At 69.3% G+C, this 24,169-nt stretch carries 23 protein-coding genes and 1 tRNA gene; 12 read left to right on the forward strand and 12 right to left on the reverse strand.

Annotation, left to right across the window (positions count from 1 at the left end; genetic code table 11):
* Window positions 1–61 precede the first annotated feature (61 nt).
* Window positions 62–916 (reverse strand): tryptophan 2,3-dioxygenase, encoded by an 855-nt coding sequence (locus NVV32_RS14910; RefSeq protein WP_055767133.1) that lies wholly within the window; start codon window positions 914–916, stop codon window positions 62–64.
* 79 nt (window positions 917–995) lie between these two features.
* Here NVV32_RS14910 and NVV32_RS14915 point away from each other — a divergent pair, with 79 nt between their 5' ends.
* The 11 genes from NVV32_RS14915 (at window position 996) to NVV32_RS14965 (ending at window position 11,311) form a co-directional block, all read left to right on the forward strand.
* Window positions 996–2,045, forward strand: coding sequence for a M4 family metallopeptidase (locus NVV32_RS14915; protein ID WP_422390678.1), 1,050 nt, complete (start codon window positions 996–998; stop codon window positions 2,043–2,045).
* Window positions 2,042–2,449: a hypothetical protein gene (locus NVV32_RS14920; protein WP_422390679.1), complete on the forward strand. Its 408-nt coding sequence runs from the start codon at window positions 2,042–2,044 to the stop codon at window positions 2,447–2,449. Before NVV32_RS14915 ends, NVV32_RS14920 begins: the two co-directional genes overlap by 4 nt.
* 37 nt (window positions 2,450–2,486) lie before the next feature.
* Window positions 2,487–2,557 (forward strand) — tRNA-Gly (locus tag NVV32_RS14925).
* Window positions 2,558–2,655: 98 nt separating this feature from the next.
* Window positions 2,656–3,087, forward strand: a complete 432-nt coding sequence (panD, locus tag NVV32_RS14930) for an aspartate 1-decarboxylase (protein WP_422390680.1) — start codon at window positions 2,656–2,658, stop codon at window positions 3,085–3,087.
* Between the two features lie 208 nt (window positions 3,088–3,295).
* On the forward strand, window positions 3,296–4,615 hold the full coding sequence (locus NVV32_RS14935) for an extracellular solute-binding protein (RefSeq protein ID WP_055767120.1): 1,320 nt from the start codon (window positions 3,296–3,298) through the stop codon (window positions 4,613–4,615).
* Window positions 4,612–5,616, forward strand: coding sequence for a carbohydrate ABC transporter permease (locus tag NVV32_RS14940; protein ID WP_422390681.1), 1,005 nt, complete (start codon window positions 4,612–4,614; stop codon window positions 5,614–5,616). The genes NVV32_RS14935 and NVV32_RS14940 overlap by 4 nt, the downstream gene beginning before the upstream one ends.
* On the forward strand, window positions 5,616–6,464 hold the full coding sequence (locus tag NVV32_RS14945) for a carbohydrate ABC transporter permease (RefSeq protein ID WP_055767117.1): 849 nt from the start codon (window positions 5,616–5,618) through the stop codon (window positions 6,462–6,464). The genes NVV32_RS14940 and NVV32_RS14945 overlap by 1 nt, the downstream gene beginning before the upstream one ends.
* A 30-nt stretch (window positions 6,465–6,494) precedes the next feature.
* Window positions 6,495–7,865: an ABC transporter ATP-binding protein gene (locus tag NVV32_RS14950; protein ID WP_055767113.1), complete on the forward strand. Its 1,371-nt coding sequence runs from the start codon at window positions 6,495–6,497 to the stop codon at window positions 7,863–7,865.
* Between the two features lie 86 nt (window positions 7,866–7,951).
* The gene (locus tag NVV32_RS14955; RefSeq protein ID WP_422390682.1) at window positions 7,952–9,874 is read left to right on the forward strand and encodes a helicase HerA-like domain-containing protein; all 1,923 of its coding nucleotides are present in this window, start codon (window positions 7,952–7,954) and stop codon (window positions 9,872–9,874) included.
* A 40-nt stretch (window positions 9,875–9,914) separates the two neighbouring features.
* On the forward strand, window positions 9,915–10,301 hold the full coding sequence (locus tag NVV32_RS14960; protein ID WP_422390683.1) for a hypothetical protein: 387 nt from the start codon (window positions 9,915–9,917) through the stop codon (window positions 10,299–10,301).
* A 26-nt stretch (window positions 10,302–10,327) separates the two neighbouring features.
* Window positions 10,328–11,311, forward strand: a complete 984-nt coding sequence (locus NVV32_RS14965; protein ID WP_422390684.1) for a hypothetical protein — start codon at window positions 10,328–10,330, stop codon at window positions 11,309–11,311.
* A 21-nt stretch (window positions 11,312–11,332) separates the two neighbouring features.
* Here the strand turns inward: NVV32_RS14965 and NVV32_RS14970 are convergent, their stop codons facing one another.
* From NVV32_RS14970 to NVV32_RS15015, 10 genes are all read right to left on the reverse strand, one after another.
* Window positions 11,333–12,427, reverse strand: a complete 1,095-nt coding sequence (locus NVV32_RS14970; RefSeq protein WP_422390685.1) for an SDR family oxidoreductase — start codon at window positions 12,425–12,427, stop codon at window positions 11,333–11,335.
* Window positions 12,428–13,322: 895 nt separating this feature from the next.
* On the reverse strand, window positions 13,323–15,305 hold the full coding sequence (locus NVV32_RS14975) for an NHL domain-containing thioredoxin family protein (RefSeq protein WP_422390686.1): 1,983 nt from the start codon (window positions 15,303–15,305) through the stop codon (window positions 13,323–13,325).
* On the reverse strand, window positions 15,302–17,452 hold the full coding sequence (locus NVV32_RS14980) for a cytochrome c oxidase assembly protein (protein ID WP_422390687.1): 2,151 nt from the start codon (window positions 17,450–17,452) through the stop codon (window positions 15,302–15,304). The genes NVV32_RS14975 and NVV32_RS14980 overlap by 4 nt, the downstream gene beginning before the upstream one ends.
* Before the next feature lie 130 nt (window positions 17,453–17,582).
* The gene (locus tag NVV32_RS14985) at window positions 17,583–17,861 is read right to left on the reverse strand and encodes an HU family DNA-binding protein (RefSeq protein ID WP_055767099.1); all 279 of its coding nucleotides are present in this window, start codon (window positions 17,859–17,861) and stop codon (window positions 17,583–17,585) included.
* 283 nt (window positions 17,862–18,144) lie between these two features.
* Entirely contained in the window at window positions 18,145–18,450 is a 306-nt protein-coding gene (gene rpsN / locus NVV32_RS14990) for a 30S ribosomal protein S14 (RefSeq protein WP_026545363.1), read from the reverse strand.
* A 2-nt stretch (window positions 18,451–18,452) separates the two neighbouring features.
* The gene (rpmG, locus tag NVV32_RS14995; RefSeq protein WP_019481734.1) at window positions 18,453–18,620 is read right to left on the reverse strand and encodes a 50S ribosomal protein L33; all 168 of its coding nucleotides are present in this window, start codon (window positions 18,618–18,620) and stop codon (window positions 18,453–18,455) included.
* Window positions 18,620–18,856: a 50S ribosomal protein L28 gene (rpmB, locus tag NVV32_RS15000; protein ID WP_043441573.1), complete on the reverse strand. Its 237-nt coding sequence runs from the start codon at window positions 18,854–18,856 to the stop codon at window positions 18,620–18,622. The genes rpmG and rpmB overlap by 1 nt, the downstream gene beginning before the upstream one ends.
* 304 nt (window positions 18,857–19,160) lie before the next feature.
* Window positions 19,161–20,303, reverse strand: coding sequence for a glucose-1-phosphate adenylyltransferase family protein (locus tag NVV32_RS15005; protein ID WP_422390688.1), 1,143 nt, complete (start codon window positions 20,301–20,303; stop codon window positions 19,161–19,163).
* A 44-nt stretch (window positions 20,304–20,347) separates the two neighbouring features.
* Entirely contained in the window at window positions 20,348–20,944 is a 597-nt protein-coding gene (locus NVV32_RS15010) for a MarR family winged helix-turn-helix transcriptional regulator (RefSeq protein ID WP_422390689.1), read from the reverse strand.
* A gap of 174 nt (window positions 20,945–21,118) precedes the next feature.
* Window positions 21,119–21,901 (reverse strand): SGNH/GDSL hydrolase family protein, encoded by a 783-nt coding sequence (locus NVV32_RS15015; RefSeq protein WP_422390690.1) that lies wholly within the window; start codon window positions 21,899–21,901, stop codon window positions 21,119–21,121.
* An 81-nt stretch (window positions 21,902–21,982) separates the two neighbouring features.
* Here NVV32_RS15015 and NVV32_RS15020 point away from each other — a divergent pair, with 81 nt between their 5' ends.
* The gene (locus NVV32_RS15020) at window positions 21,983–22,981 is read left to right on the forward strand and encodes a diacylglycerol/lipid kinase family protein (protein ID WP_422390691.1); all 999 of its coding nucleotides are present in this window, start codon (window positions 21,983–21,985) and stop codon (window positions 22,979–22,981) included.
* A gap of 83 nt (window positions 22,982–23,064) precedes the next feature.
* On the opposite strand, the gene NVV32_RS15025 is transcribed toward NVV32_RS15020, so the two are convergent.
* Entirely contained in the window at window positions 23,065–24,123 is a 1,059-nt protein-coding gene (locus NVV32_RS15025; protein WP_422390692.1) for a peptidoglycan DD-metalloendopeptidase family protein, read from the reverse strand.
* Window positions 24,124–24,169: the final 46 nt, after the last annotated feature.

A 24,169-nucleotide genomic window follows, 5' to 3' on the forward strand; every position in this document is an offset into this window, starting at 1 on the left:
GTGCCCGGTGCGTCGGCGACGGGGCGTCGACGGGGCGGTGACGACGGCTCCGACAGCGGCGTCAGCGACCGATCTCGGTGCGCACGGCGAAGAGCTCCGGGAAGAACGTGAGCTCCAGGGCACGCTGGAGGAAGCCGACGCCGGAGGATCCTCCCGTACCCGTCTTGAAGCCGATGGTCCGGGCCACGGTCTTCAGATGGCGGAAGCGCCACAGCTGGAAGTTGTCCTCGAGGTCCACCAGCTCCTCGCACGCCTCGTAGATGTCCCAGTGCGCGGCGGCGTCCTCGTACACCAGCTTGTACACGGCGACGAGGTCCGGGCTGAACTCGTGGGCCAGACGGACGTCGCGATGCAGGAGAGCATCCGGGACCGGATACCCGCGCCCGGCCAGCAGGGCGATGAACTCGTCGTAGATGCTGCTCTGACCCAGGAGTTCCGTCAGCAGGGCCTGCGCTGCAGGATCGGCGTCGAACACATCGACCATGGCGGCGTTCTTGTTGCCGAGGAGGAACTCGACGGCGCGGTACTGGTAGGACTGGAAACCACTCGACGCACCGAGATCCCCGCGGAACTCGGCGTACTCGGAGGGCGTCAGCGTCGCCAGCACGGACCACTGCTCCGTCAGCGAGCGCTGGATGTGCTTGATGCGGGCGATCCCCTTCATGGCCGCCCGGAGATCGTCCGCCTGCAGGTGCAGCCGCACGGCCCGCAGTTCGTGCAGCACCAGCTTCAGCCACAGCTCGGAGGTCTGGTGCTGGATGATGAACAGCATCTCGTCGTGGTGCTCGGGCGAGCTCACGGGGTGCTGCGCGTCGAGCAGCTTCCCGAGTTCCAGGTAGGAGCCGTAGCTCATCTTGTCCGAGAAGTCCCGTTCGATCCCCTGCTCCAGGTCACGGGTATTCCGCTGCACGCTCATCCGGAAAGACTACGGGCCACCGGGCGGGTCCGAATGTCGGACCACGGGTCTACGGTGGGACCAATCCGAGGAGGCCCCCATGCAGAGAATCCACTGCGGCATCGTCCCGCCACACCTGCTCACCCGGCTCGCCGCCCTGCAGGACCCCCGCCTCTCCGGGGCGTCCACCGCCGCGCGGCACGCCCTCCTGGAACTGGACCCGGTCCTCCGCGAGCGGTCCGAGGCCCTGCGCGCCCCGGTGCGTCGCGGCTCGGCGATCGCCGGCAGCCTCACCCGACGCATCCACGACGCCGGCGGTCGGGAGGAGCTCCCGGGCGAGGTCGTCCGCGCGGAGGGAGCACCACCCACCGGTGATGTCGCCGCGGACGAGGCCTACGACGGGCTCGGGTCCACCTACCGCCTGTTCAGCGAGGAGTACGGGCGGTCCTCGATCGACGGAGCAGGGAAGCGCCTCGATGCCACCGTGCACTACGGCTCGAACTACGACAACGCGTTCTGGGACGGCGAACGCATGGTCTTCGGTGACGGCGACGGCGAGATCTTCGGCCGCTTCACGGCGTCGCTCACGGTCATCAGCCACGAACTGACGCACGGCTTCACGCAGTACTCCACCAACCTCGAGTACCAGGGCCAGTCGGGCGCCCTCAACGAATCACTTTCCGACGTCTTCGGCGTGCTCGTGGAACAGCGCGATCTCGGGCAGGACGCCGCATCGGCGACCTGGCTCGTCGGGGCGGGCATCTTCACCCCCTCGGTGCGCGGCGAGGCGCTGCGCTCACTGAAGGCACCGGGCACCGCCTACGACGACGACGTCCTCGGCAAGGACCCGCAGCCGGCCACCATGGCGGACTATGTCGAGACGACGTCGGACAACGGAGGAGTGCACATCAACTCCGGCATCCCCAACCACGCGTTCTACCTCGCCGCCACGGCGCTGGGCGGCGAGGCGTGGACGGGCGTGGGGCGCATCTGGTACGACGCCGTACTCAGCGGCACCATCCCTCCGGACTGTGATTTCCCCACCTTCGCGCAGGCCACGCAGGACGCCGCGGGCCGACGCTTCGGCCCGGACAGCCGCGAAGCCGGGGCCGTCGCGGACGCCTGGACCCGGGTCGGCGTCCTGCGGTGAGGATCGAGATCACGCGCTCCGGCGGATTCGGCGGCCTCACGCGCACCTGGAGTCTCGAGGTGAGCCGCACGGAGGCGGAGCAACGCTGGCTCCCCCTGGCCGAGGCGGAGGCCGGTACGGCGACGGACCACGGACGCGCGGACAGCGGATCCGCGGACGGGGCGGGGCCGCTGGTCGACGGCGCGCAGGCCGCGTCGGGGGCGGACTCCGTGGGCGCAGCAGCGCCGATGCCGCACCCCTCCGAGCGCGGGCCGGGCCAGCAGCGGGACCGCTTCACCTACCGCATCTCCATCGGCTACACCGAGGTCACCATCGGCGAGGGGCGCATCGACGATTCCTGGCGCGAACTCATCGAGCGGGCACGGGCGGAGGGGACGGACGGCGCCGGTCACGGCCCGCCCTGAGACTGTTGTAAGGTGATGGAGCGGTTTCAACTGCCGTGCGGGCGTAGCTCAATGGTAGAGCGCTAGCTTCCCAAGCTCGATACGCGGGTTCGATTCCCGTCGCCCGCTCTCGTCCTTCACGGACGCCTTCCGTCGACGTGCACCGTGTGCGCAAGGACACCCTTCCCGCCCCGTCCCGGGCCCGGCATCGGCAGTATCCTTGAGCGGTGAATCGCACCATGTTCAAGTCCAAGATCCACCGCGCCACCGTCACCCACGCGGACCTGCACTACGTGGGCTCGGTCACCGTGGACCTCGATCTCCTGGAAGCCGCGGACATCCTGCCCGGCGAACTGGTGTCGATCGTCGACATCACCAACGGTGCGCGGTTGGAGACCTACACCATCGCCGGCGAGCGCGGCTCGGGAGTCCTGGGCATCAACGGTGCAGCCGCCCACCTCGTCCATCGCGGGGACCTCGTCATCCTCATCACCTACGCGCAGATGACCACCGAGGAAGCACGCTCCTTCCTGCCCACCGTGGTGCACGTGGATGCGGACAACGCCATCGTCGACCTCGGCACCGATCCCGCGGAAGCCGTGACCGCGGGCATGGAGCGTCCCCCCTTCGCCCTCGACAACTCGGCACTGCCCGCCTGAGGACTGCGCACCACCTCCGTCCGCCTTCACGGTGACGCTGCACGCGCATCCCGCCTCACCGGCATCCCCACCCGTTGCACGATCATCGATCCCCCGCCTAGCGATTTGTGTCGGCAGGGCTTAGGGTCAAAAAGCAAGCTTGCTTAGGCTGTCGATTCGCGTGAACCGTCAGCCGGGTTGTCTACGAGGATGTGGAGGCTCGGTACGAATGCCGATAAGTCGAAGAACACGCAGTGCCGTGAACAGCCGTCGCACAGCGACCGTCGTGGCGGGCATGGTGATGGGTACGCTCGTGATGAGCGGATGCGGGCCCGCGCAGTCGGACAACGCGCTCACCTGGTACATCAACCCGGACGCCGGCGGGCAGGCCGCCATCGCGCAGAAGTGCAGCGAAGAATCCGGCGGCCGCTACACCATCGAGACCTCGCTCCTCCCGAGTGACGCCGCCTCCCAGCGCGAGCAGCTCGCACGACGCCTCGCCGCCGGTGACAGCTCGCTCGACATCATGAGTCTCGATCCCCCCTTCATCCCCGAACTGGCCGAACCGGGCTTCCTCGCCCCCGTGCCGGACGACGTCGCCCAGAGCACCACCGAGAACGTGGTCGAGGGCGCCCTCGCCGGCGCCACCTGGAAGGACGAGCTCGTCACCGTCCCGTTCTGGGCCAACACCCAGATCATGTGGTACCGGAAGTCCGTGGCCGAGGCCGCGGGCCTCGACATGAGCAAGCCGGTCACCTGGGACCAGATCATGGAGGCGGCCCGGACGCAGGACAAGTCGCTCGGTGTGCAGGGCGCCCAGGCGGAATCCATGACGGTCTGGGTCAACGCGCTCGTCGAGTCCGCGGGCGGGTCCATCATCGTGGATCCCGAAGCCACCGCGGACACCATCGAGCTCGGGCTCGACTCCGATGCGGGCAAGGCGGCGGCAGACGTCATCTCCACCATCGGCAAGGACGGACTGGGCGGGGCAGGCCTGCCCACCCAGGACGAGAACGGTTCCCTCATCGCCTTCCAGGGCGACTCCGGTTCCTTCATGGTCAACTACCCCTTCGTCTGGCCGGCCACCACGGCGGCCGTCGAGGCGGGGACGCTGGACCAGGCGGTCCTGGACGACATCGGGTGGGGCGTCTTCCCCCGGATGTCCGAGGACCAGGAGGCCGCTCCCCCGCTCGGTGGCATCAATCTCGGCGTCGGCGCGGAGAGCGACAACCCGGAGCTCGCCTACGAAGCCGTCCAGTGCATCGTCTCGGTCGAGAACCAGTCCGAGTACTTCGTGACCAACGGCAACCCGCCGTCCAACACGGAGGCGTACGAGGACCCCCGCATCGAGGAGAGCTTCCCGATGGCCGAGACCATCAGGGACTCCCTCCAGGTCGCAGCCCCCCGTCCCCAGACCCCGTTCTACAACGAGGTCTCCACCGGCATCCAGCAGACCTGGGCACCGCCGTCCGCCGTCGATCCGGAGAACACCCCGGAGACGTCGAGCAACTTCATCACATCGGTCCTCAGAGGGGAGCAACTCCTGTGACCTCCGCCATTCCCGCCAAGACGACGGCGTCGTCGACCGAACCCGGCCCGCGGCTCAGCCGGGACGACACGGGCACGAAGACCAGGAAGGCGCCGAAGCAGTACAGCGACCGCGTCCGCGCGGAACGGCGGCTCGGCTGGATCCTCGCCGGTCCCGCGTTCATCATCATGCTGCTGGTGACGCTCTATCCGATCCTGCAGGCCATCTACGAGAGTCTCTTCAAGTTCCGGCTCACGGCGCCCGGTGAACGCGAGTTCATCGGCCTCGGCAACTACGCGGTCATCCTGTCCGACCCCGTCTGGTGGTCGGGCCTGTGGACCACGGTGTTCATCACGGTGGTGACGGTCCTCGTCGAACTGGTCCTCGGCTTCGCGCTCGCCCTCGTGATGCACAAGGCGCTGAAATCGGTCCGCGGGCTCCTGCGCACGGCGATCCTCGTTCCCTACGGCATCATCACCGTCGTCTCGGCCTTCGCCTGGTTCTATGCCTTCGACATCAACTCCGGCTACATCAATTCCTGGTTCGCCTGGCTCCCCGGGATCGACGAGAACCTGAACTGGTTCGCCCAGGGCGGCACCGCGCTGTTCGTCATCATGGCCTCGGAGATCTGGAAGACCACGCCGTTCATCTCACTGCTCCTGCTGGCGGGGCTCGCCCAGGTCCCCGACGAACTCACGGAGGCAGCGAAGGTCGACGGTGCGACATGGTGGGAGCAGATGCGCAAGGTCATCGTCCCGAACATGAAGGCCGCGATCATGGTCGCCGTGCTCTTCCGGGCGCTGGATGCCTTCCGGATCTTCGACAACGTGTTCATCATGACCAACGGCGCGTACGGCACGGAAGTGCTCTCCCTGCTCGCCTACCGGCAATCCATCAGCCGGCTCGAGATCGGCCTCGGTTCGGCGGTCTCCGTGCTCCTCTTCCTGTGCGTCCTGCTGATCTGCTTCGTGGCGATCAAGCTCTTCAAGGTGGATCTCGCCGGATCCCAGGGAGGAAAGTGATGACGAACTCCAGCACGAAGAACAAGGTCCTCTGGGCCATCGTGACCGTCCTCGTCCTGATCTACGCACTCTTCCCGGTGCTCTCGATCCTGGCGACGTCCTTCAAGAGCCCCAGTGACCTGACGAGCGGGAAGTTCCTCCCGTCGTCGGGCGCCGCGACCACGAGCAACTACGAGCAGATCCTGGTCGGCGACGCCCAGGGTCTGTTCCTCTCGGCGCTCCGCAACTCGATCGGCATCTCTCTGATCGCGACGTTCATCGCCGTCGTCCTCGCCACCCTCTGCGCCTACGCGATCGCCCGGCTGGACTTCCCCGGCAAGAAGCTGGTCCTGACCACCGCGCTGGCGGTCTCGATCTTCCCGGTCATCTCGATCGTCACGCCGCTCTTCAACCTGTGGCGGACCATCGGCCTCTACGACACCTGGCTCGGGCTCATCATCCCGTACCTGTCACTCACGCTCCCCATCTCCATCTGGACCCTCGCCGCGTTCTTCCGGCAGATCCCCTGGGAGCTGGAGCAGGCGGCGCAGGTGGACGGCGCGACGACGTGGCAGGCGTTCCGCAAGGCCATCGTCCCGCTGGCCGCACCCGGCGTGTTCACGACGGCGATCATCGCCTTCTTCATCGCCTGGAACGACTTCGTGTACGGGATCTCGCTGACGTCGACGGAAGCGGCGCGGCCGGTCCCGGCGGCACTCGCGTTCTTCACCGGGGCCTCCCAGTTCGAGGCACCGACGGGGGCCATCTCGGCGGCGGCGATCATCGTCACCATCCCGATCGTCCTCCTGGTCCTGCTCTTCCAACGCCAGATCGTCTCAGGCCTGACCTCCGGCGCCGTCAAGGGCTAACGCCCCCGGTTTCAGTAAAGGATTCGCACCATGGCTTCAATCACCCTCAACCACCTGGTCAAGAAGTACGGCGACGGGTTCCCTGCCGTCAACGACGTGAGCATCGACATCGCCGACGGGGAGTTCATCATCCTCGTGGGTCCGTCGGGCTGCGGGAAGTCGACGCTGCTGCGCATGATCGTGGGCCTCGAGGACATCACCGACGGCGACCTCCTGATCGACGGGCAGCGCGTCAACGACAAGGCGCCGCGCGACCGCAACCTGGCGATGGTGTTCCAGAACTACGCGCTGTACCCGCACCTCACCGTGTACGAGAACATCGCCTTCCCGCTGCGCCTCGCCAAGGGCAAGCACTCCGAGGACCAGGTGGACAAGCTGGTCACGGAGGCGGCCGCGACACTCGAGCTCACCGACCACCTGCAGCGCAAGCCGGCGAATCTCTCGGGCGGGCAGCGGCAGCGTGTCGCGATGGGTCGCGCGATCGTCCGGCAGGCGGACGCGTTCCTGTTCGACGAGCCGCTCTCCAACCTGGACGCGAAGCTCCGGGGCCAGATGCGTTCGGAGATCTCGCAGATGCAGCGCCGGCTCGGGGTGACCTCGGTCTACGTGACGCACGACCAGACGGAGGCCATGACCCTCGGCGACCGCGTGGCCGTCCTCAAGAAGGGCGAACTGCAGCAGATCGCCTCGCCCCGCGAGCTCTACGAGCAGCCCGTGAACCTGTTCGTCGCGGGTTTCATCGGCTCGCCGTCGATGAACTTCCTGCCGGCCACGCTCGAGGGCACCACCCTGAAGACCGCCATCGGTGACCTGCAGATCCCCGAGGACAAGGCGGCGAAGGCAGCCGGCAAGAAGGTGGTGCTCGTCGGCGTGCGTCCCGAGTTCTTCGAGGACGCGAAGCTCGTCGAGGACCACAAGATGTCCAACGGTTCCACGTTCACCGCGACCCTGACGCACACGGAGTGGCTCGGCAACGAGCAGTACGGGTACATCAACTTCGATCCGGCGCCCGAGATGCGGGAGCTGCTCAACAGCCTCGCCCGGGACATGGACGCCGACGAACTGCGCCCGCAGGTGGTCGTCACGCTCGATGCCGCCAGCCGCATCCGTGGAGGCCGTGAGGCCGAGATCTGGCTCGACACCCGTAAGCTCCACCTGTTCGACGCCGAGACGGGCGAGAACCTGACGCGCGACGCCGAAGCGGGCGCCGAGCTCACCCGTGAGGCCTCGGAGGAGCGTGCGGAGGAGCTCGCGAACGCGCAGCAGTCGGGAGACGGCCAGGGTCACGGTGGTGGCTTCGGCAGTGGGCCCTCCGGGCAGGCGGGCGGCTCGCCCGTCGACGCCGGTACCGGCCGGTCCGGCGGCGCCACGGCCGCCGGGGGCAGGCACTCCGCAGGCTGACCGGCTGCGCGGTGGCGCGCACCCGAGCATCCGTGAGCAGGACCGGCACCCGCAGGGGTGCCGGTCCTGCTGTGTAGTCTGACCCTATGGTCGAACACGACGGCGCCGCCCAGTCCGCCGCCATCACTGCCGGATACGTCTTCGAGGGGCCCACCCTCCACCTGGGCGCTGCCCTCGTGGACGGCGTGCTCGACGCCGGAGCGCAGGTACGCCTGCCGCTGGCCATGATGAACCGACACGGGTTGATCGCCGGTGCCACGGGCACCGGCAAGACGGTCACACTGCAGGTCATGGCGGAACAGCTCTCGGCGCAGGGCGTGCCCGTCTTCCTGTCCGACATCAAGGGCGACCTCACCGGACTGACCACTCCGGGAACGGCCACGGAGCGGCTGACGAAGCGGACCGCCGGGGTGGGGCAGGACTGGACGCCCACGGGCTTCCCCGTCGAATTCCTCTCCCTGGGTGGTGACGGTGGCGGCATTCCCGTGCGTGCCACGATCTCCTCCTTCGGCCCGCTGCTGCTCAGCCGCGTCATGGACCTCAACGAGACGCAGGAGTCCAGCCTGCAGCTCGTGTTCCACTACGCGGACAAGAACGGACTGGAGCTCTACAACCTGGCGGACCTCCGGGCCGTGATCAGTTTCCTCACCTCGGACGAGGGCAAGGAAGCGCTCGAGGCCCTCGGCGGCCTCTCGAAGGCGACGGCCGGCGTCATCCTCCGCGAACTCGTGACGCTCGAGGCGCAGGGCATGGACGCGTTCTTCGGCGAACCCGAGTTCCACACCGCCGACCTCCTGCGGACGGACACCGACGGGCGGGGCATCATCACGTCCCTGGAGCTTGTGACGGTGCAGCAGAAGCCGCGCCTGTTCTCCACGTTCCTGATGTGGCTGCTCGCCGACATGTTCGCCGAGCTGCCCGAGGTCGGCGATCTCGACAAGCCACGCCTCGTGTTCTTCCTCGACGAGGCGCACCTGCTGTTCACGGGCTCGTCGAAGGCGTTCCGCGAGTCGATCCAGGCCACGGTCCGGCTCATCAGGTCCAAGGGGATCGGCATCTTCTTCGTGACGCAGACGCCGAAAGACGTGCCCGCGGAGGTCCTCGGACAACTGGCCAACCGGGTGCAGCATGCGCTGCGGGCCTTCACGCCTGACGACGCGAAGGCGCTCCGCGCAACGGTCTCGACCTTCCCCATCAGCCCGTACGATCTCGAAGAGGTCCTCACGTCCGCCGGCATCGGTGAGGCCGTCGTGACGGTGATGAACGAGCGGGGCGCCCCGACTCCCGTCGCGTGGACGCGGCTCCGCTCCCCCGAGTCCGTCATGGGCCGGGCACCCGAGGGAACGGTGGCCGCCGTCGTCGCCGCCTCTCCGCTGCTCGCACGCTACAGCCGGTCCGTCGACAGCCACTCCGCGTACGAGAAGCTCCGCGGTCTGCCCGATCCCGCCGGCCGTGGCGCGGACGGCGCATCCGGTGCCCCCTCCTCGGGGGTCGGGACGCCCTCGCCGGAACCGACCACGGCAGAACCGGGTGAGCCTGGAGCATCCGAGCAGCAGAACGCGCGGGGCGATGCCGCCGACGCGACGCGGGACACGGCCCGCGAGGACCGGGACGCGGAAGCGCGGCGCATCGAGGAGGAGATCCTCGGCATGCCGTCCCGGCCCGCCCGCGACCGGGACCGCCGGCCCGTCGACGACGCTTCGCCGCGCGAGGACGGACGCGGGGCGCGCGGCAGCGCAGGCGGCGGCTACGCGGGTGGTGGCTACGCGGGTGGATACGGCGGCGGGTACGCGGGCGAGGGTGCGCAGGGTGCCGGTCGTGAGCGGACGGACCGCGGCGGCAACAGCAGAAGCCGTGCGGGCGGGTACGACGCCGGACGGTCCTCCGGCAACAACGGGCCGGACCGGAACGAGATGGCGGACCTCGCCCTGAAGGCCGCAGGAGTGATCGGCAAGGAACTCGCGCGCGGGCTCTTCGGCACCAAGCACCGCAAGCGGAAATGGTACTGAGGCCGGCGTCCCGGATCCCCGCAGTGCAGGGCGCGCGCCCATGATCGTGGTGGAGATCGTCAGTTCCAGCCTGGTGGCGCTGGGACTGGGGCTGCTCGCCGCGGCCCTCGTGATCCGGCTGGTCTACGGATCCTGGACCAGGACCCAGGCGATCACCTTCACGTACGAGGGGCATCCCTACCTCCGCTGGCACGACCACCGGTACCGCATCGTCGAGGCGCTCTGGTCCAGTGGCTCCCCGGGTCGCGGGCGGAAGGCGCCCATGCCCGCGGCACCGCCGCCCGGTGAGGACGTCACCATCCACTACCACGTCCGACAGCCCACCCACTGGTCGCTCGGCGAACCCTACCGAGGCACCCGGGTGATCGCCGTCGTCGGGCTCGCGAGCGCGGTGACCGGCACCCTGCTCGGCTTCCTGCCCGCCTGATTCACCGCACCCGGTACCGTGGAGAGGTGCAGACAACCCCGGTCGTGAAGGTGCTCGCAGCCTGGCTGCTGGGTCTCATGCTCGTCGGTGCCGCCTTCGTCACGACCGTCGCGGTCCTGAACAGCAGGCTCTTCGGCCCCGAACACCAGGTGGGCCTGTACCTCGACGCGTTGCGCGACGGCGACGGCGGCGAGGCCCTCGGCCTCCTCCACGCCTCGGTACCGGAGGGATCCGATCCGACACTGCTCGACGGGGACGCCCTGCGCCGAGCGACAGCCGGCCTCACGGACATCGAGGTGGGGGATGCACGCGGAAGCGGCAGCGACCGCGTCGAGGTACCCGTGACCTACACGCTCGACGGCGCCGAGACGACGAGCGTCTTCCCGCTCCGGCAGACCGGCACCGAATGGGGATTCTTCACCGTCTGGGAGTTCGAGCCGACCGTCCTGCCGACAGTGGAGGTCTCCGCCCTGAACAGCGTGGAGGCAGCGGTGAACGGGGTCGACGTCGGCCTTCCGGGCGGCCGCGCCGCACTGGCCACGTTCTACCCGGGTGCCGTGAGCGCCCGCTACCAGGGCCGCTACTTCGCCGCTCCCGAAAGCCGGACGACCGTGACGGGCGTCGAGGCTCCGCAACCCCTCGCCCTCGCGCTGGAGCCGACACCCGAGCTGGTACGTGCGGTGGAGGAGCAGGTGCACGCCTTCCTCGACGGCTGCGCGGAGCAGACGGTCTTCCAGCCCGGCAACTGCCCGTTCGCCTTTCCCACCGACAAGCGGCTCGCCGGTGACATCACCTGGACCATCGAGGAGTACCCCCGGGCGTCGATCACCCCGAGCGGGGGGAGCTGGCTGCTCGCCCCCCTCAGCGGGAGGGCACGGATCGACACCCGGCTGCGGGACTTCTTCTCCGGTGAGGTGAGCGACGTCTCCGAGGCCATGCCGTTCGACTTCACGGCGGACCTGAACGTCACCGAGGACGCCATCACCGTCACGCCCGTGGTGAGGTACTAGCCACGCACGAACTGCCTCCGGTCAGGGGATCAGGTTCTCGGCGCGGTAGCGGTCGAACAGCGATGTGAAGACGTCGAGCGTCCTGCGGTAGCCCGTGAAGCCGGCGTCACGGCTCTTGCCCATGTCCACGATCACCTCGATCTCGATGCCGAGATCGCCGTCCGTGTGCCACCAGGAGGCCAACCGGTCCAGCGAGGTCTCGGCGAGGCCGTGCCGCTCGGCCAACGCCGACCACTGACCCTCCCTCCCGCTCATGGCCTCTTCGAGCGGACGCGGCGCGTCCGTGAAGCCCTCCCACTCCACGCCGAAGTAGCCGGCCAGCCTGGGCCACATCCACCGCCACCGGAAGACGTCTCCGTTGACGATGTTGTAGGCCTCGTCGGCGCCCTCGGGGGTGGTGGAGGCCCACACCATGTGCTCGGCGAGCAGGCCCGCATCCGTCACGTTCGCCAGGCCATTCCACTGCTGCGCCGACCCGGGGAAGACGAACGACTCACCCGCGTCCCTGCACAGGGTGGCCTGGGTGGCGAGCGTGAGCGCCATGTTCATCGCGTTGCCGACGGCGTAGCCGAGGACGGTGTGCGCCCGGTGCACGCTCCACGTGAAACCCTGCTCGGCGGCGGCGGCGAACAGCTCGTCCTCCTGCGCGTAGTAGAAGTTGGGCGAGGGCAGGCGGGGCTCCTCCTCGTGGAACGGTGTGTCCGCCATGTCACCGGAGCCGTACGACTCGAACGGCCCGAGATAGTGCTTCATGCCGGTCATGAGGGCCACGTGGGCCACCTCCTTGCCGTGCAGTGCGGTGAGCAGGTCGCGCAGCATCCCCGCGTTGACGCGGATGTTCTCCTCCTCCGTGTCGCGTCGGGACCAGGCGGTGAAGAAGACGTGTGTGGGACTCTCCGGCGCGAGCACCTCGACGAGGGAATCGACCGAGGTGAGGTCCGCCGACAGCCAGCGGACGCCGTCGCGCTCCTGGCCGGGCCTGCGGGAGAGGGCCAGGACCGGCCAGCCGTCCCCGGCGAGCTTCTCGACGAGCGCGGAGCCCGCGATACCCGTGGCTCCCACCACGAGTGCGGTGCGCTGTCCGTCGTGCTGGTTCGTTCCGGTGTCGATGGTCATGCGTGCTCTCCTCCTGCGCCGTCCAGCGGCGCGGCTTCATCCTGTGCGGCATCGTCCCGTGCAGCCCTTGTCCGGTGCGGGGCGTCCTGTTCTGGCTGTCCCATGCGGGCTGTCATGCGCGGACGTTGTCCAGTGCGGACTGTCCTGTTCGGTCTGTCCGGTTCGGGCTGTCCTGTTCGGGCTGTCCTGTTCGGGCTGTCCTGCGCGGACGTTGTCCAGTGCGGGCTGTCATACGCGGACGTTGTCCTGTGCGGGCAAGCGCCCCTCCTTGATTGCGACAACCCAGGCGGGCGCGTCTGCCCTTCCCCTGCGACAAGTCACGCTGCGCGGTCGATATTCCGTCGGGCTCACAGAGCTCCATCCCACTCATCGGACCCGGCTCGTGGGAATGTGCGCATATTCCCACCGACCGACGGCAGTCAGTGGGAGGGAAGGCTCACCCCGTCCGGGATGGCCGGGGAAGCGGTGCACGTGAAGGATGAAGCCTGCGCCCAGGATCGCGGGGCGGATCACCTGCAAGAGAACGATGACGTCTGCATCCGGAATCGCAGGGGCTGCCGCTTCCGAGAGGGGAACCGCGGAGCCAGTAGCGTCGTGTACCACCCCTGCAGGGTGCGCTTCGTCCCACTGACCGCCGTCAGTCAGTGGGAATGAGCGCATATTCCCACTGACTGACGGCGGTCAGTGGGACGAAGGAGGTCGCAACGCCCCCGAAGCCGGGCACGCGGACGGCTGGTCGGACAGATTCGCGCCCCGGCCTGGACGCACCACTGGGTGCCAGCCGCCCGATTGTTGCCCAGCACCCAGCACCTAGCACCTGGCACCTAGCACCCAGGCTTGCACGAAAGGCACCCGCCGTAGCAGGTGCCCTTGGTCCGGCTGAGGAGCGCTAGGATCAGTCGAGTCCGCGGAGGTCGAGGGTCAGCTCGGTGTCGCCGTCGGCCGTGACCGTCACCGGGATGCCCCAGTCCTGCTGGTACAGGTGGCACGCCGCATGGTCGGGGATCTCCCCGCCCGGCTCGCCGTCGCAGGACGCCGCCCGTGCCGTGATGTGCAGTACGCCCTCCCCGGCATCCGCGGCCAGCACGAGCTCCCGCGTCAGTCCGGTGGACGTTCCGCCGCCCGAGACCAGCAGGGACTCGGGCGAGGCGCTGATCTTCAGCTGCGTCGGGTCACCCCAGCGGTCGTCGAGCTTCTGGCCCTTCGGCGCCGTGAAGCGCACCGTCAGCGCCACGGGTCCGGCGGACATGGGCGACGTCGGACGCTGGGTCTGCGACGCGCCCTCGTCGACGGCGAGCGCCTCCTTGGGTAACGGTACGCGGACGAGTTGGTGCCGGTTCGTCTCCACGACGATGAGCAGCGGGTCGCCGCCCTCGGCGACGGGCGTGAGGTCGACCAGCACATCGGAGGGCTCGGACAGCCCACGGAGCAGCGTGGAGACCTGGCGGGTCACCGGATCGTACCTGCGGACCGCGCCGTTGTAGGTGTCGGCGATCGCGACGGACCCGTCGGGCAGGGCGGTGACGCCGAGCGGGTGCTGGAGGCGCGCCTGGTCGGCATCGCCGTCGCGGAAGCCGAAGTCGAACAGTCCCGTCCCTATCGCGGTCTGGACCTGGACGCGCCGGCGGCCGTTGACCTCGACGAAGGACAGCTGCCGGACGGCGGACGTCTCGGAGTCCGCGATCCAGATGGTGCCGTTGGCGTCCTCGGCGAGCCCGGAGGACTGCGCGAACCACGCCGCGGAGGCATCGCCGTCGAGCAGGCCCTCGAGTCCCGTGCCGGCCAGGACCTCGACGGCGTTGCTGCGGGGATCGTAGGCGAAGATCTGGTGCGTCCCCGCCATCGCGACGACCACGCGGTCCAGCACCGACGAGTACAGCACGTCCCACGGCGAGGACAGCGAGACCTTCAGGGCATCCGTGCCGAGCTGAGTCTCGGTGAGGCGCGGCGTCTCGCTCTCCGCGCCGACCTCGTGTGCGTTCTCCTGCCGGCCCGTCTTGGTGTGGTTACCGGCGTCGAGCAGGCGCTGCGTGCCGTTCCCCACGAGGGTGCGCACCTCGCCCGTGGCCAGAGTGACACCGCGCAGGCGGTGGTTCACGGAGTCGGCGACGACGACGTCGTACCCGACCTCCGCCGCGAGCGCGGTTGGCAGGAGCGCGAGGCCCTGGGGCTCGTTGAACTGGGCGTCGGAGGCGCTGCCGTCGTGGAAACCCTTGCTGCCCGAACCGATGGTGCGGCGCACCGTGACGAGATCCGCCTCGAGTTCGACGAGGCGGTGGTGGCCGGTGTCGCCGACGAGGAAGGTGCCGGTGGCCGGCAGCGCGAGGAGCTTGCCCGGGAACTTGAGGTCACCCGCGGTGCTCTCCGCCGGCACGTACGGGCCGTCGCCGCGGTGCAGCGTGCCCTTCGCCTCGTGCTCGGCGACGAGTTCCTCCACGAGCGATGTGAGCCCGGCGGCGTGCCCCTCCCCGGAGAGGTGCGCCACGATGTAGCCCTCGGGGTCGATGACCACGAGGGTGGGCCAGGCCCGGGCCGTGTAGGCCTGCCAGGTGGTGAGCTCCGGGTCGTCGAGGACGGGGTGGTGGATGTCGTAGCGCTCGACGGCGGCGGCGAGGGCCACCGGATCGGCCTCGTGCTCGAACTTCGGCGAGTGCACGCCGACCGTCACGAGGACGTCCGAGTACTGCTCCTCGAGGGGCCGCAGCTCGTCGAGGACGTGGAGGCAGTTGATGCAGCAGAAGGTCCAGAAGTCGAGGATCACGATCTTGCCGCGCAGGTCCTCCAGCTGCAGCTGCCTGCCGCCGGTGTTCAGCCAGTTGCGGCCGGTCAGCGCGGAGCCGCGCACCCGGTAGCCGGAGCGGACGGTGGTCTCGGTCATTCGTTGTCTCCTGCGGTGTCTCCGGCTGTGGCGCGCGCCGTCGGCTGCTGGGCGGGGCGGCGGTTCCCGGCATCGCGTGCGGCGAGGTCGGCGAACATGCTGTTGTAAGCCGTCAGGTCGGCGTCGTTATTCCGGTCCGCGGCTCGATCCTTGCGTTTGGTCTCCCGCGCGTCGGAGCGCGACCACACGACGGCGACCCCGATGGCGAGCAGGAGCGTGGGGATCTCGCCGACGCCCCAGGTGACCGCTCCGCCCACCTGCTGGTCCGCCAGGGCCGATGCGCCCCAGTCGCGTCCCATGTTGCCGAACCAGGAGGCCTCGAGCAGCGAGGTCGAGCCCATCAGGGTGACGCCGAAGAAGGCGTGGAAGGCCATGGTCGCGAAGAGGAGCAGGATGCGCATCGGGTAGGGCGCGCGGAACGGCACGGGGTCCGAACCGATCATCGACAGCACGAAGATGTAGCCGGTGATGAGGAAGTGCGTGATCATCAGCTCGTGTCCGACGTGCTCGCGCAGGGCGAACCCGAAGAGGGGCGAGTAGTAGAAGATGATGATCGACGCGACGAAGTTGCCGGCAGCGAACAGCGGATGCGTGATGATCCGTGACGGCCACGAGTGCACGATCACCAGGATCCATTCCCGCAGCCCGCGCGAGCCGTCGCGGCGCGCGGTCAGGGCCTTCAGGGCCAGGGTCACGGGTGCGCCGAGGACCAGGAAGAGCGGCACCACCATGGTGAGCGCCATGTGGTCCACCATGTGCGCGCTGAACAGCACCATCCCGTAGACGGCGGGTGCGCCCGAGGTGAAGTAGGTCAGGAGGGCGAGGCCGAGGAGCCAGCTGATGAGCTTGGCCACGGACCACGAGTCCCCGCGGCGGTGCAGCTTGACCATCCCGAGCACGTAGGCGACGCCGAAGGTCAGGGCCACGGTGATCCACAGCCAGTCCGGCCGCCACTCGGTGAGCCAGCGGCTCAGGGTCGGCTCCGGCGGGAGGTCGTACCCGGTCAGGATGCGGGCGGGGCCGGCCTCGGTGGGCAGCACTTCGGAACGGGGCGGTGCGGTGCGCCCGAGTGCCCCCGCCACGCCGGAGACCGCACCCATGATGACGAGCTCGACGGCGATGAGCTGCCACAGGACCCGGCGCGCGGAGAGCCGCGACTGCGCGGTGCCGCCCGACGCGCCGAGCTGCGGGATGATCCACTGCCGGTGCATCCAGCCGATGCCGCCGAGCAGCAGCGTGGCGATGGTCTTGAAGGTGACGAGCAGGCCCCATTCGGAGCTGAGCTGCGCGAGGTCGGTGATGCGGAGGCTGGCGTTCACCACGCCCGAGGCCACGACCAGGATGAACGCGAAGCCGGCGAGGGCCGAGAAACGCCTGAGGACCGGGAGGGCCTGGTCGCCGAGCTTGCCGCTCACCACGGCGAGGGAGATGATCCCGCCCACCCACAGGCAGACACCCACGAGGTGGAGGGCGATCGAGTTGACCGCGGCGTTGTGGTCGTCGCCGCTCGCCGAGTGCCCGATCAGGGCCATGGGCAGCAGGTTGAGCAGGGCGAGCACCAGGGTGAGGGCGAGACCGATCTGCGAACGGACACCGAACAGGAGCGTGGCGAGGACCGCCGAGACGATCGAGGTCACGAGCCACGCGCGCCCGGTGGAGAAGTCCGTCAGGAACGCGGCGAGGCCCTGGGTGTACGCCGGGTCGGTGCTCAGAGGCAGGCCGGCGGCGTCGGAGTAGGTGAAGACCATGACGCCGAGCGCCCCGATGGTCCAGAGGACCGCGGACACGGCGGCCAGCATGAGGACGCGGGTGAAAGCCGGGTGCTCGGCCGCGGTGTCCTTGGGCTTCCGCCCGGACGTCCCGACCTTGCGCGGGAGCATGATCACCGCGAAGACGAGGGCACCGATGGTCGCCGCGGCGGCGGTGTTGTTGAGGACCTTGGCGACGGGCAGGCCCCAGCGGGTCAGCGCTCCCGGATCACCGAGTTGCCGGGCGGCGGCGGCACCGGAGTAGAACAGCGCGACCACGAGCGAGACGAGCACGACGACGCCGGCGAGGACCAGCCAGCCCGTTCCGATAGCGCGCTCCGGGGAGGCTGCGGCGAGGGTCTCGCGCGGTTGCTTCGCAGTTGTCGACACATACACCATTCTCTACCCGGAGTAGAAATAGGGCGAATCTTTCGCGGGATGCCGCCGAGGGCGGACGGGCGCCGACGACGAGGGGCCGCTGCCGTCATGGCAGCGGCCCCTCGGTCGTTCAGTCAGCGGGTGACGCGGACTACTTGGCGGAAGCCTTCAGCTTCGAGCCTGCGGTCAGCTTGACGCTGTGGCCCGCGGCGATCTGGATGGTCTCGCCGGTCTGGGGGTTACGGCCGGTGCGCGCTGCGCGGCTGGTGCGCTCGACGGCGAGCCAACCCGGGATGGTGATCTTCTCGTCCTTGGCGACGGACTCGGCGAAGACGTCGAACAGGGCGTCAAGGACGCCGTTGACGGCGGCCTGGCTCGTGTCGGCCTTCGCTGCTACCTCGGCAACAAGTTCACTACGGTTTTTAGCCACTTCAGGTCCTCCTGGACGTCACTCTTCGGAACGAGCTTTTCGCGGTATTCGAAAAGCCTCTGTCCGAAAACCTATCAGCTTGGGCGCCGCGCCCCGCGTGTTTCCGGGGCTTTTCGGCATAATCACGGCATTTCCGGGGCTCTTTTCGGCCGTCGTAGGCCTAGCGCGCCGCTTCTCGGGGCCCGGCACGGCAGAAGCCGGCAACCCTGGGGTTGCCGGCTTCCGTGGTGTCACCGCCGGAGGCGGCGGGTGGTGCTGCTGGGACGCAGGGTCCCGGGAACTGCTACCAGCTGGACTTGGTCACACCGGGCAGCTCGCCCCGGTGGGCCATGTCGCGGAAGCGGACACGCGAGATGCCGAACTTCTGGAGCGTTCCGCGGGGGCGCCCGTCGATCTGGTCGCGGTTGCGCAGGCGCACCGGCGAAGCGTTGCGGGGGAGCTTCTGCAGGCCGAGGCGTGCCGCTTCGCGTGCTTCATCCGTGGCGTTCTCGTCGACGAGGGTCTTCTTGAGCTCGAGGCGCTTGGCCGCGTAGCGCTCGACGATGACCTTGCGCTGCTCGTTGCGAGCAATCTTTGACTTCTTGGCCATGTTTAGCGCTCCTCTCGGAATTCGACGTGCTTGCGGATCTTGGGGTCGTACTTCATGAGGACCATGCGGTCCGGATCGTTACGACGGTTCTTCCGCGTCACGTACGTGTAGCCCGTGCCGGCGGTCGACTTCAGCTTGATGATCGGACGTACGTCCTTGTCCTTCGCCACTAGAGCTTCACTCCCCTCGCGAGGATCGATGCGACGACCGCATCGATACCGCGCACGTCGATCGTCTTGATGCCGCGGGCCGAGACCTGCAGCGTGACGTTACGGCGAAGGGAAGGCACGTAGTAGCGCTTCTTCTGAATGTTGGGGTCGAACCGACGCTTGTTGCGGCGGTGCGAGTGCGAAATGCTGTGTCCAAAGCCGGGCTCGGCTCCGGTCACTTGGCAGTGGGCTGCCATAACTCTCCTCCAGATTAGATGAACGTGACGGAATCACTTGTCGAGCGTCCCGCCACCAGTAATGACACCGTTATTACTGCAGCTTTCCGGAGGTGTACCCGGCAGGGTGAGAACCTGCCAGAGTGCCTCGCCGCGGGGAAGACGGTGAAGATCAGGCGGGGCGGCCTTGCGGCCGGTCCAGCCCTGAATTCTAGTAGTCACGGGTAGCCGGGCGCATTCCGACCTGTCCTGGGAACAGGGCGGCCTCCACCACAGCCAAACGCCTTACCATACTACCGACAGGTTCTGGCCTGACCAAAACGGGTCAGTCGCCCGGCTCGCCGTCCCGCCCGACGACCACGGGCTCGTCCGGGCCGCCGCCGATGCGGTCCGCGGACACGACGGCGTCCGAGTCGACGATCGCCCAGCGCACCGACACCCCGGTCCCGATCCGCACCCGGTTGAGCACCACCGAGTCCTCGACGACGGCTCCGGGCTCGATGACCGCCCCGGCACCGATCACGCTCCTCCGGACGGTCCCGTGGACCCGGGCGCCGGGAGTGATCAGCGACCCTGCGATCACGGCGCCCTCACCGACGAAAGCCGGTGCCACGTGGGGCGGCTCGGTGAGGATGGGCCAGGCGGGATCGGCGAGGTCCGGTCCCCTGCCGGCGAGGAGGTCGAGATGCGCGCGGAGGTAGTTGGCCGGCGTGCCCAGGTCTCGCCAGTAGCCCTCGAGGCGGTGCTCGACGACGGCGTGCTGCTCGACCAGGTGGGGAACGAGGTGGTGCCCGTAGTCGCCGAGGTTCTCCTGCTGTCCGTCGAGTCGGTCCAGCGCCTCGAGCAGTGCCTCCGCCGAGTAGAGGAAGACCTCCGCGGCGACGATCCGCGACTGCGGTTCCTCCGGCTTGTACGCGAACCCGGTGACGCGGCCGTCGTCGTCGACCGTCACGACGCCGTGCGGTGAGGCGTCGCCGTCGAAGTCGACCGTGACCATGGTGAGCGCCGCTCCCGCGCGCAGGTGGGTGTCGACGACGTCGCGGTAGTCGAGGCGGTACAGGTGGTCGGAGCTGAGGACGAGGACGAGGTCCGGCGCGAAGTCCCGGATGAAGGCGGACTGGCGGAGCAGGCCGTCCGCGTTCCCCTCGGCGAACCCCTCCCCCTCGCGTCCGCTGAACGGGGGCAGGACGAGCAGGCCGCCCCTCGTCCGGTCGAGGTCCCAGGGCCTGCCGTTCCGGAGGTGGTCGTTGATGGTCTTCGGCTGGTACTGCTCCATGATCCACACGTCGGAGATCCCGCTGTGGTGAAGGTTGGACAGCGGGATGTCGATGAGCCGGAAGCTCCCTCCGAGCGGCATGGCGGGCTTGGCCCGGTGGTCCGTCAGCACACCCAGCCGGCCGCCCGCACCCCCGGCCAGCACGATCGCGAGGATCCGGGGTTGGTGCCGGTACTGTCCCTGCTGTGCCATCTGCCGTCCTGTCCTCGTCAGGGCCGTGAACGGCCTCCGCCAGCCTAGTGACCGCTGCTGTGAACCTGCTGGTGGAGCGACGCCGCAGCGGCTGCGTCGGGTACCGCGTGGTGGCCCCGGACCTCCACCGCGGGAGCATCCGGCTCGACCCCATCCGTGCCCGGCCCGATCTCCGCCAGGATCCAGTGCGTTCCGTCCAGGCGCCGGAGGATCTTCCGGCCCACCCGCTCGAGATCGGCGACGTCCTGCGCGTCGAGGGCGTCGAACACGGTGCTCCGCACCTGGGCGACGTGGGAGACGGCGAGGTCCTCCAGCATCCGGAGGCCGTCCGGGGTCAGCGACGCCGTCGTCACCCGGCCGTCGGAGGACGACGGCACCCGGGCGACCCAGCCGCGGGACTCGAGCTTCTTGACCACGTGGCTGAGCCGCGAGAGCGACGCCGTCGATCGCGCCGCGAGGTCGCTCATGGGGAGGCTGGTGCCGTCGGACTCGGAGAGCATGGCGAGGACGTGGTAGTCGAACAGGGTGATGCGCGCTTCCCGGAAGAGGTGTGCGTCGAGCGTCGACGGCAGGAGCGACGTCAGCGCGTACAGTGCCAGCCACGCCCGCCGCTCGTCCGGTGTGAGCCAATGCGCCGCCATGCGCTCATTCTGGCACATGGCCGGCGGTGTCCACCGGGCTCCGCGACCGCCCCGTCCGGGTTGCGGGGGCGGTGCCCGCGTGGTCCTTTCGGCGGACGGCCGGCCATCGGTCCCGCGCGGTGCGACACGCGGGAACCGGCTCCCAGCGGCGACGGTGCCCGGCGCAGGAGGCCCTCAGGCGGTCACGGAGGCCCGGAGCGGATGCCCTGGCACCGGGTACTTGGGCTGCAGGTCGTCCCCCGAGGACACCCCACGGAGCCGGCGCCCCACCCACGGGCTCAGGTACTCCCTGGCCCACTGGGCGTCCGCTCGGAGCTGCTCCGCGCGCTTGAGTGCGGGCCGGGCCTCGAGCGCCGGGAGGTCGATCCGGTGGGAGGCCTTCATGGCCTCGAGCACCCGCACCGCCATGAGGGTGTGGCCCGCGGCCGACATGTGCATGCGATCCACGTCCCAGTAGCCCCAGTCCTGGAACTCCCGTAGCCGCCAGTAGTCCACGATGGTCGCACCACGCCCGTCCGCGATCTCCCGCACCCACTCGTTGTAGACGGCGGTGCGTCCGCGGGTCCTGCCGAACACGGCGGATCCGGAGGCGTCGAAGCCCGTGAAGAGCACGACGTCGGCTCCCGAGGCGCGCAGGCGGGCGATGCCGTCGTCGTACCGCGACATCAAAAGGTCGATGTCGATGCGCGGGCGGAGGATGTCGTTGGCGCCGGCGTACACCGTGACGAGCGTCGGCTCGAGGGCCAGTGCCGCGTCGATCTGCTCGTCGAGGATCTGCCGCATCTTCTTGCCGCGGATGGCGAGGTTGGCGTACTCCCAGGACGGGTCCGCCAGGACCAGCTGCTCGGCGACGCGGTCCGCCCAGCCGCGGACGCCGTTGGGCGATTCGGGGTCCCAGTCACCCACGCCTTCCGTGAAGGAGTCTCCGAGGGCCACGTAGCGCGAGGTGTTGGTCACGATCAAAGATTACCTTCGACGTCGGGGTGCCCCGCGATAAGCTCGACGGAGCCATCCGTTGACACCCTGCCGAAGGACACCATGCCGACCGAAGCACCACCCGAGGCTCGTACGGACGCCACGCCTGCCGGCAGCTCCCCCCGCCGGCGCGCGGCCCTGATCATCAACCCGATCAAGGCCACCGACGTCGACGTCGTGGGCGCCGTCCGGCGTATCGCCGAGGAGGACGGCTGGGACGAGCCGCTCGTGATCGAGACCACGGCGGACGATCCGGGCCACGGCCAGGCACGCGAGGCGCTCGACGCCGGTGTTGACCTGGTGATCGCCGCCGGCGGCGACGGCACCGTACGCTGCGTCGCGGAGGAGCTCGCGGAGACGGGGACCATGATGGCACTGGTCCCGCTCGGCACCGGCAACCTCCTGGCCCGGAACCTGGACATCGCCGTCGATAATCCCGATGCCGCCGTCGAGGCCGCGTTCCGCGGGACCGAGCGGACCATCGACGTCGTGCACGTGACCGTCGACCGGGCGCAGGACGCACACGTGTTCCTCGTCATGGCGGGGATCGGGTACGACGCCGCGATCATGTCCGACACCCGGGACGACCTGAAGGACAAGGTGGGCTGGCTCGCCTACGTCGATGCCGGTCTGCGGAACCTGCCGGGCAAGCCCACGCGCACCACCCTCTCGGTGGACGGCGGCAAGCCCTTCGAGCGCAGGCTGCGCAGCGTCATGGGCGGGAACTGCGGGAAGATCATGGGCGGACTCGAGATCTTCCCCGGCGCGAAGATCGACGACGGACTCATGGACCTCATGACCGTGGCACCGAAGGGCGCGCTCGGCTGGCTCGCGGTGGCGGGCAAACTCTTCGCCCGGGGCAAGGGCAAGGACCCCTCCCTCGAGTACTTCCAGTGCCGTACCGCGGAGGTGACCCTGCGCGAACCCCTCGAGGTGCAGCTCGACGGCGATCCCCTCGGCCAGGCCACGCACATGGCCTTCGAGGTGAAGCCCGATTCGCTCAGGCTCCGGATGCCCCTGGGGTACAAGGACCCTGCGGTCGTCAGCGAACCGCTTCCCTAGCCCGTTCCGGGCCGCATCGCGCCTCGGCTCCGGGCGGGCTCCGGGCTTTGGGGCCGGCTCCGGGCTCCGGACGGGCTCCGGCATCAGAGCCAGGGCTGGGGGTCGACCTTCTCGTCGTCGACCATGACCTCGAAGTGCAGGTGGCAACCGGTCGAATTCCCGGTGCTGCCCACGGCGCCGAGGAGGTCGCCGCGTTGCACCCGTGCGCCCGCGGCAACGTCGAGGACGCTCAGGTGGTTGTAGGTGGTGCTGAGGCCGTCGCCGTGGTCGATCACGATGCGCTGCCCGCCGCCGTACGCGTGCCAGCCGGAGTCCACGACCGTGCCGGCGTCGGCGGCCTTGACGGCCGCCCCGCAGGCGCTCGCATAGTCCTGGCCGGTGTGGAGTTCCTCGCCCGATCCGCCCAGCGGGTTGATGCGGTAGCCGAAGGTCGAGGCGACGACAGGGTTGTCCACGGGAACGCTGAAGGCCTTGCGCTCCTTCGCTGCCGGTGTGAGCGACGCCGAGAGGGCGCGCGCCGTGACGATGCTCGGAGCGATGCCGTCCGCTGCCGGACCTGCTGCGACGAGGCCGAAGGTCACCGCCGCATCGGCGGGAGCGGTGACGGCCGGGGAGACCCGGGGCGCCGGGATCGCAGGGGCGTCCGTGGCGACCTGGGGGGCGGTGCCCTGGGCGGCCGGCGCGACAGCACCCATCACCAGGCCTGCCGAGGCAAGGACGATCCCGGCCGTGGCCGCGTTGCCCCGCAGCCGCTCCAGCCGCGTGGTGCGGCCGCCCGCGCGGTGCCCTCCGGCGGTCCGCGGCGCCGTGGCACGTCCGCCCGCCGGGGCCGATGCGGCCTCACGCAGGGATCGACGGGAGGGCAGGATCGGCGGCGCGGCCGTGTCCGCGGACCGGGCCGCGCGGAGGGCCCGACGGGACGGGAGGGTCGTGGGAGGACGTTCGGACGTCTGAGCGGGGATCCGCGCAGGGGCGGGCACCTCGGACGTCCGGGCCGCAGGGGTGGGGAGGACGGGGGTCATCCGTCGGGCGGTCTGGGAAGGATCGGCGGGGTGCTGGTCGGCGCGACGCCGATGGGTGTCCTGCTGGTGCGCGCGCCCCTCGGACGCACGGCGGCGACCGGGCATGACCGTCTGGCTCAACGACTGACCTCTTTCAGGACGCCCGCGACGTCGGTTGGCGGATCGG

Source organism: Arthrobacter sp. N1 (assembly GCF_048288285.1).
Taxonomy (GTDB): Bacteria; Actinomycetota; Actinomycetes; order Actinomycetales; family Micrococcaceae; genus Arthrobacter_D.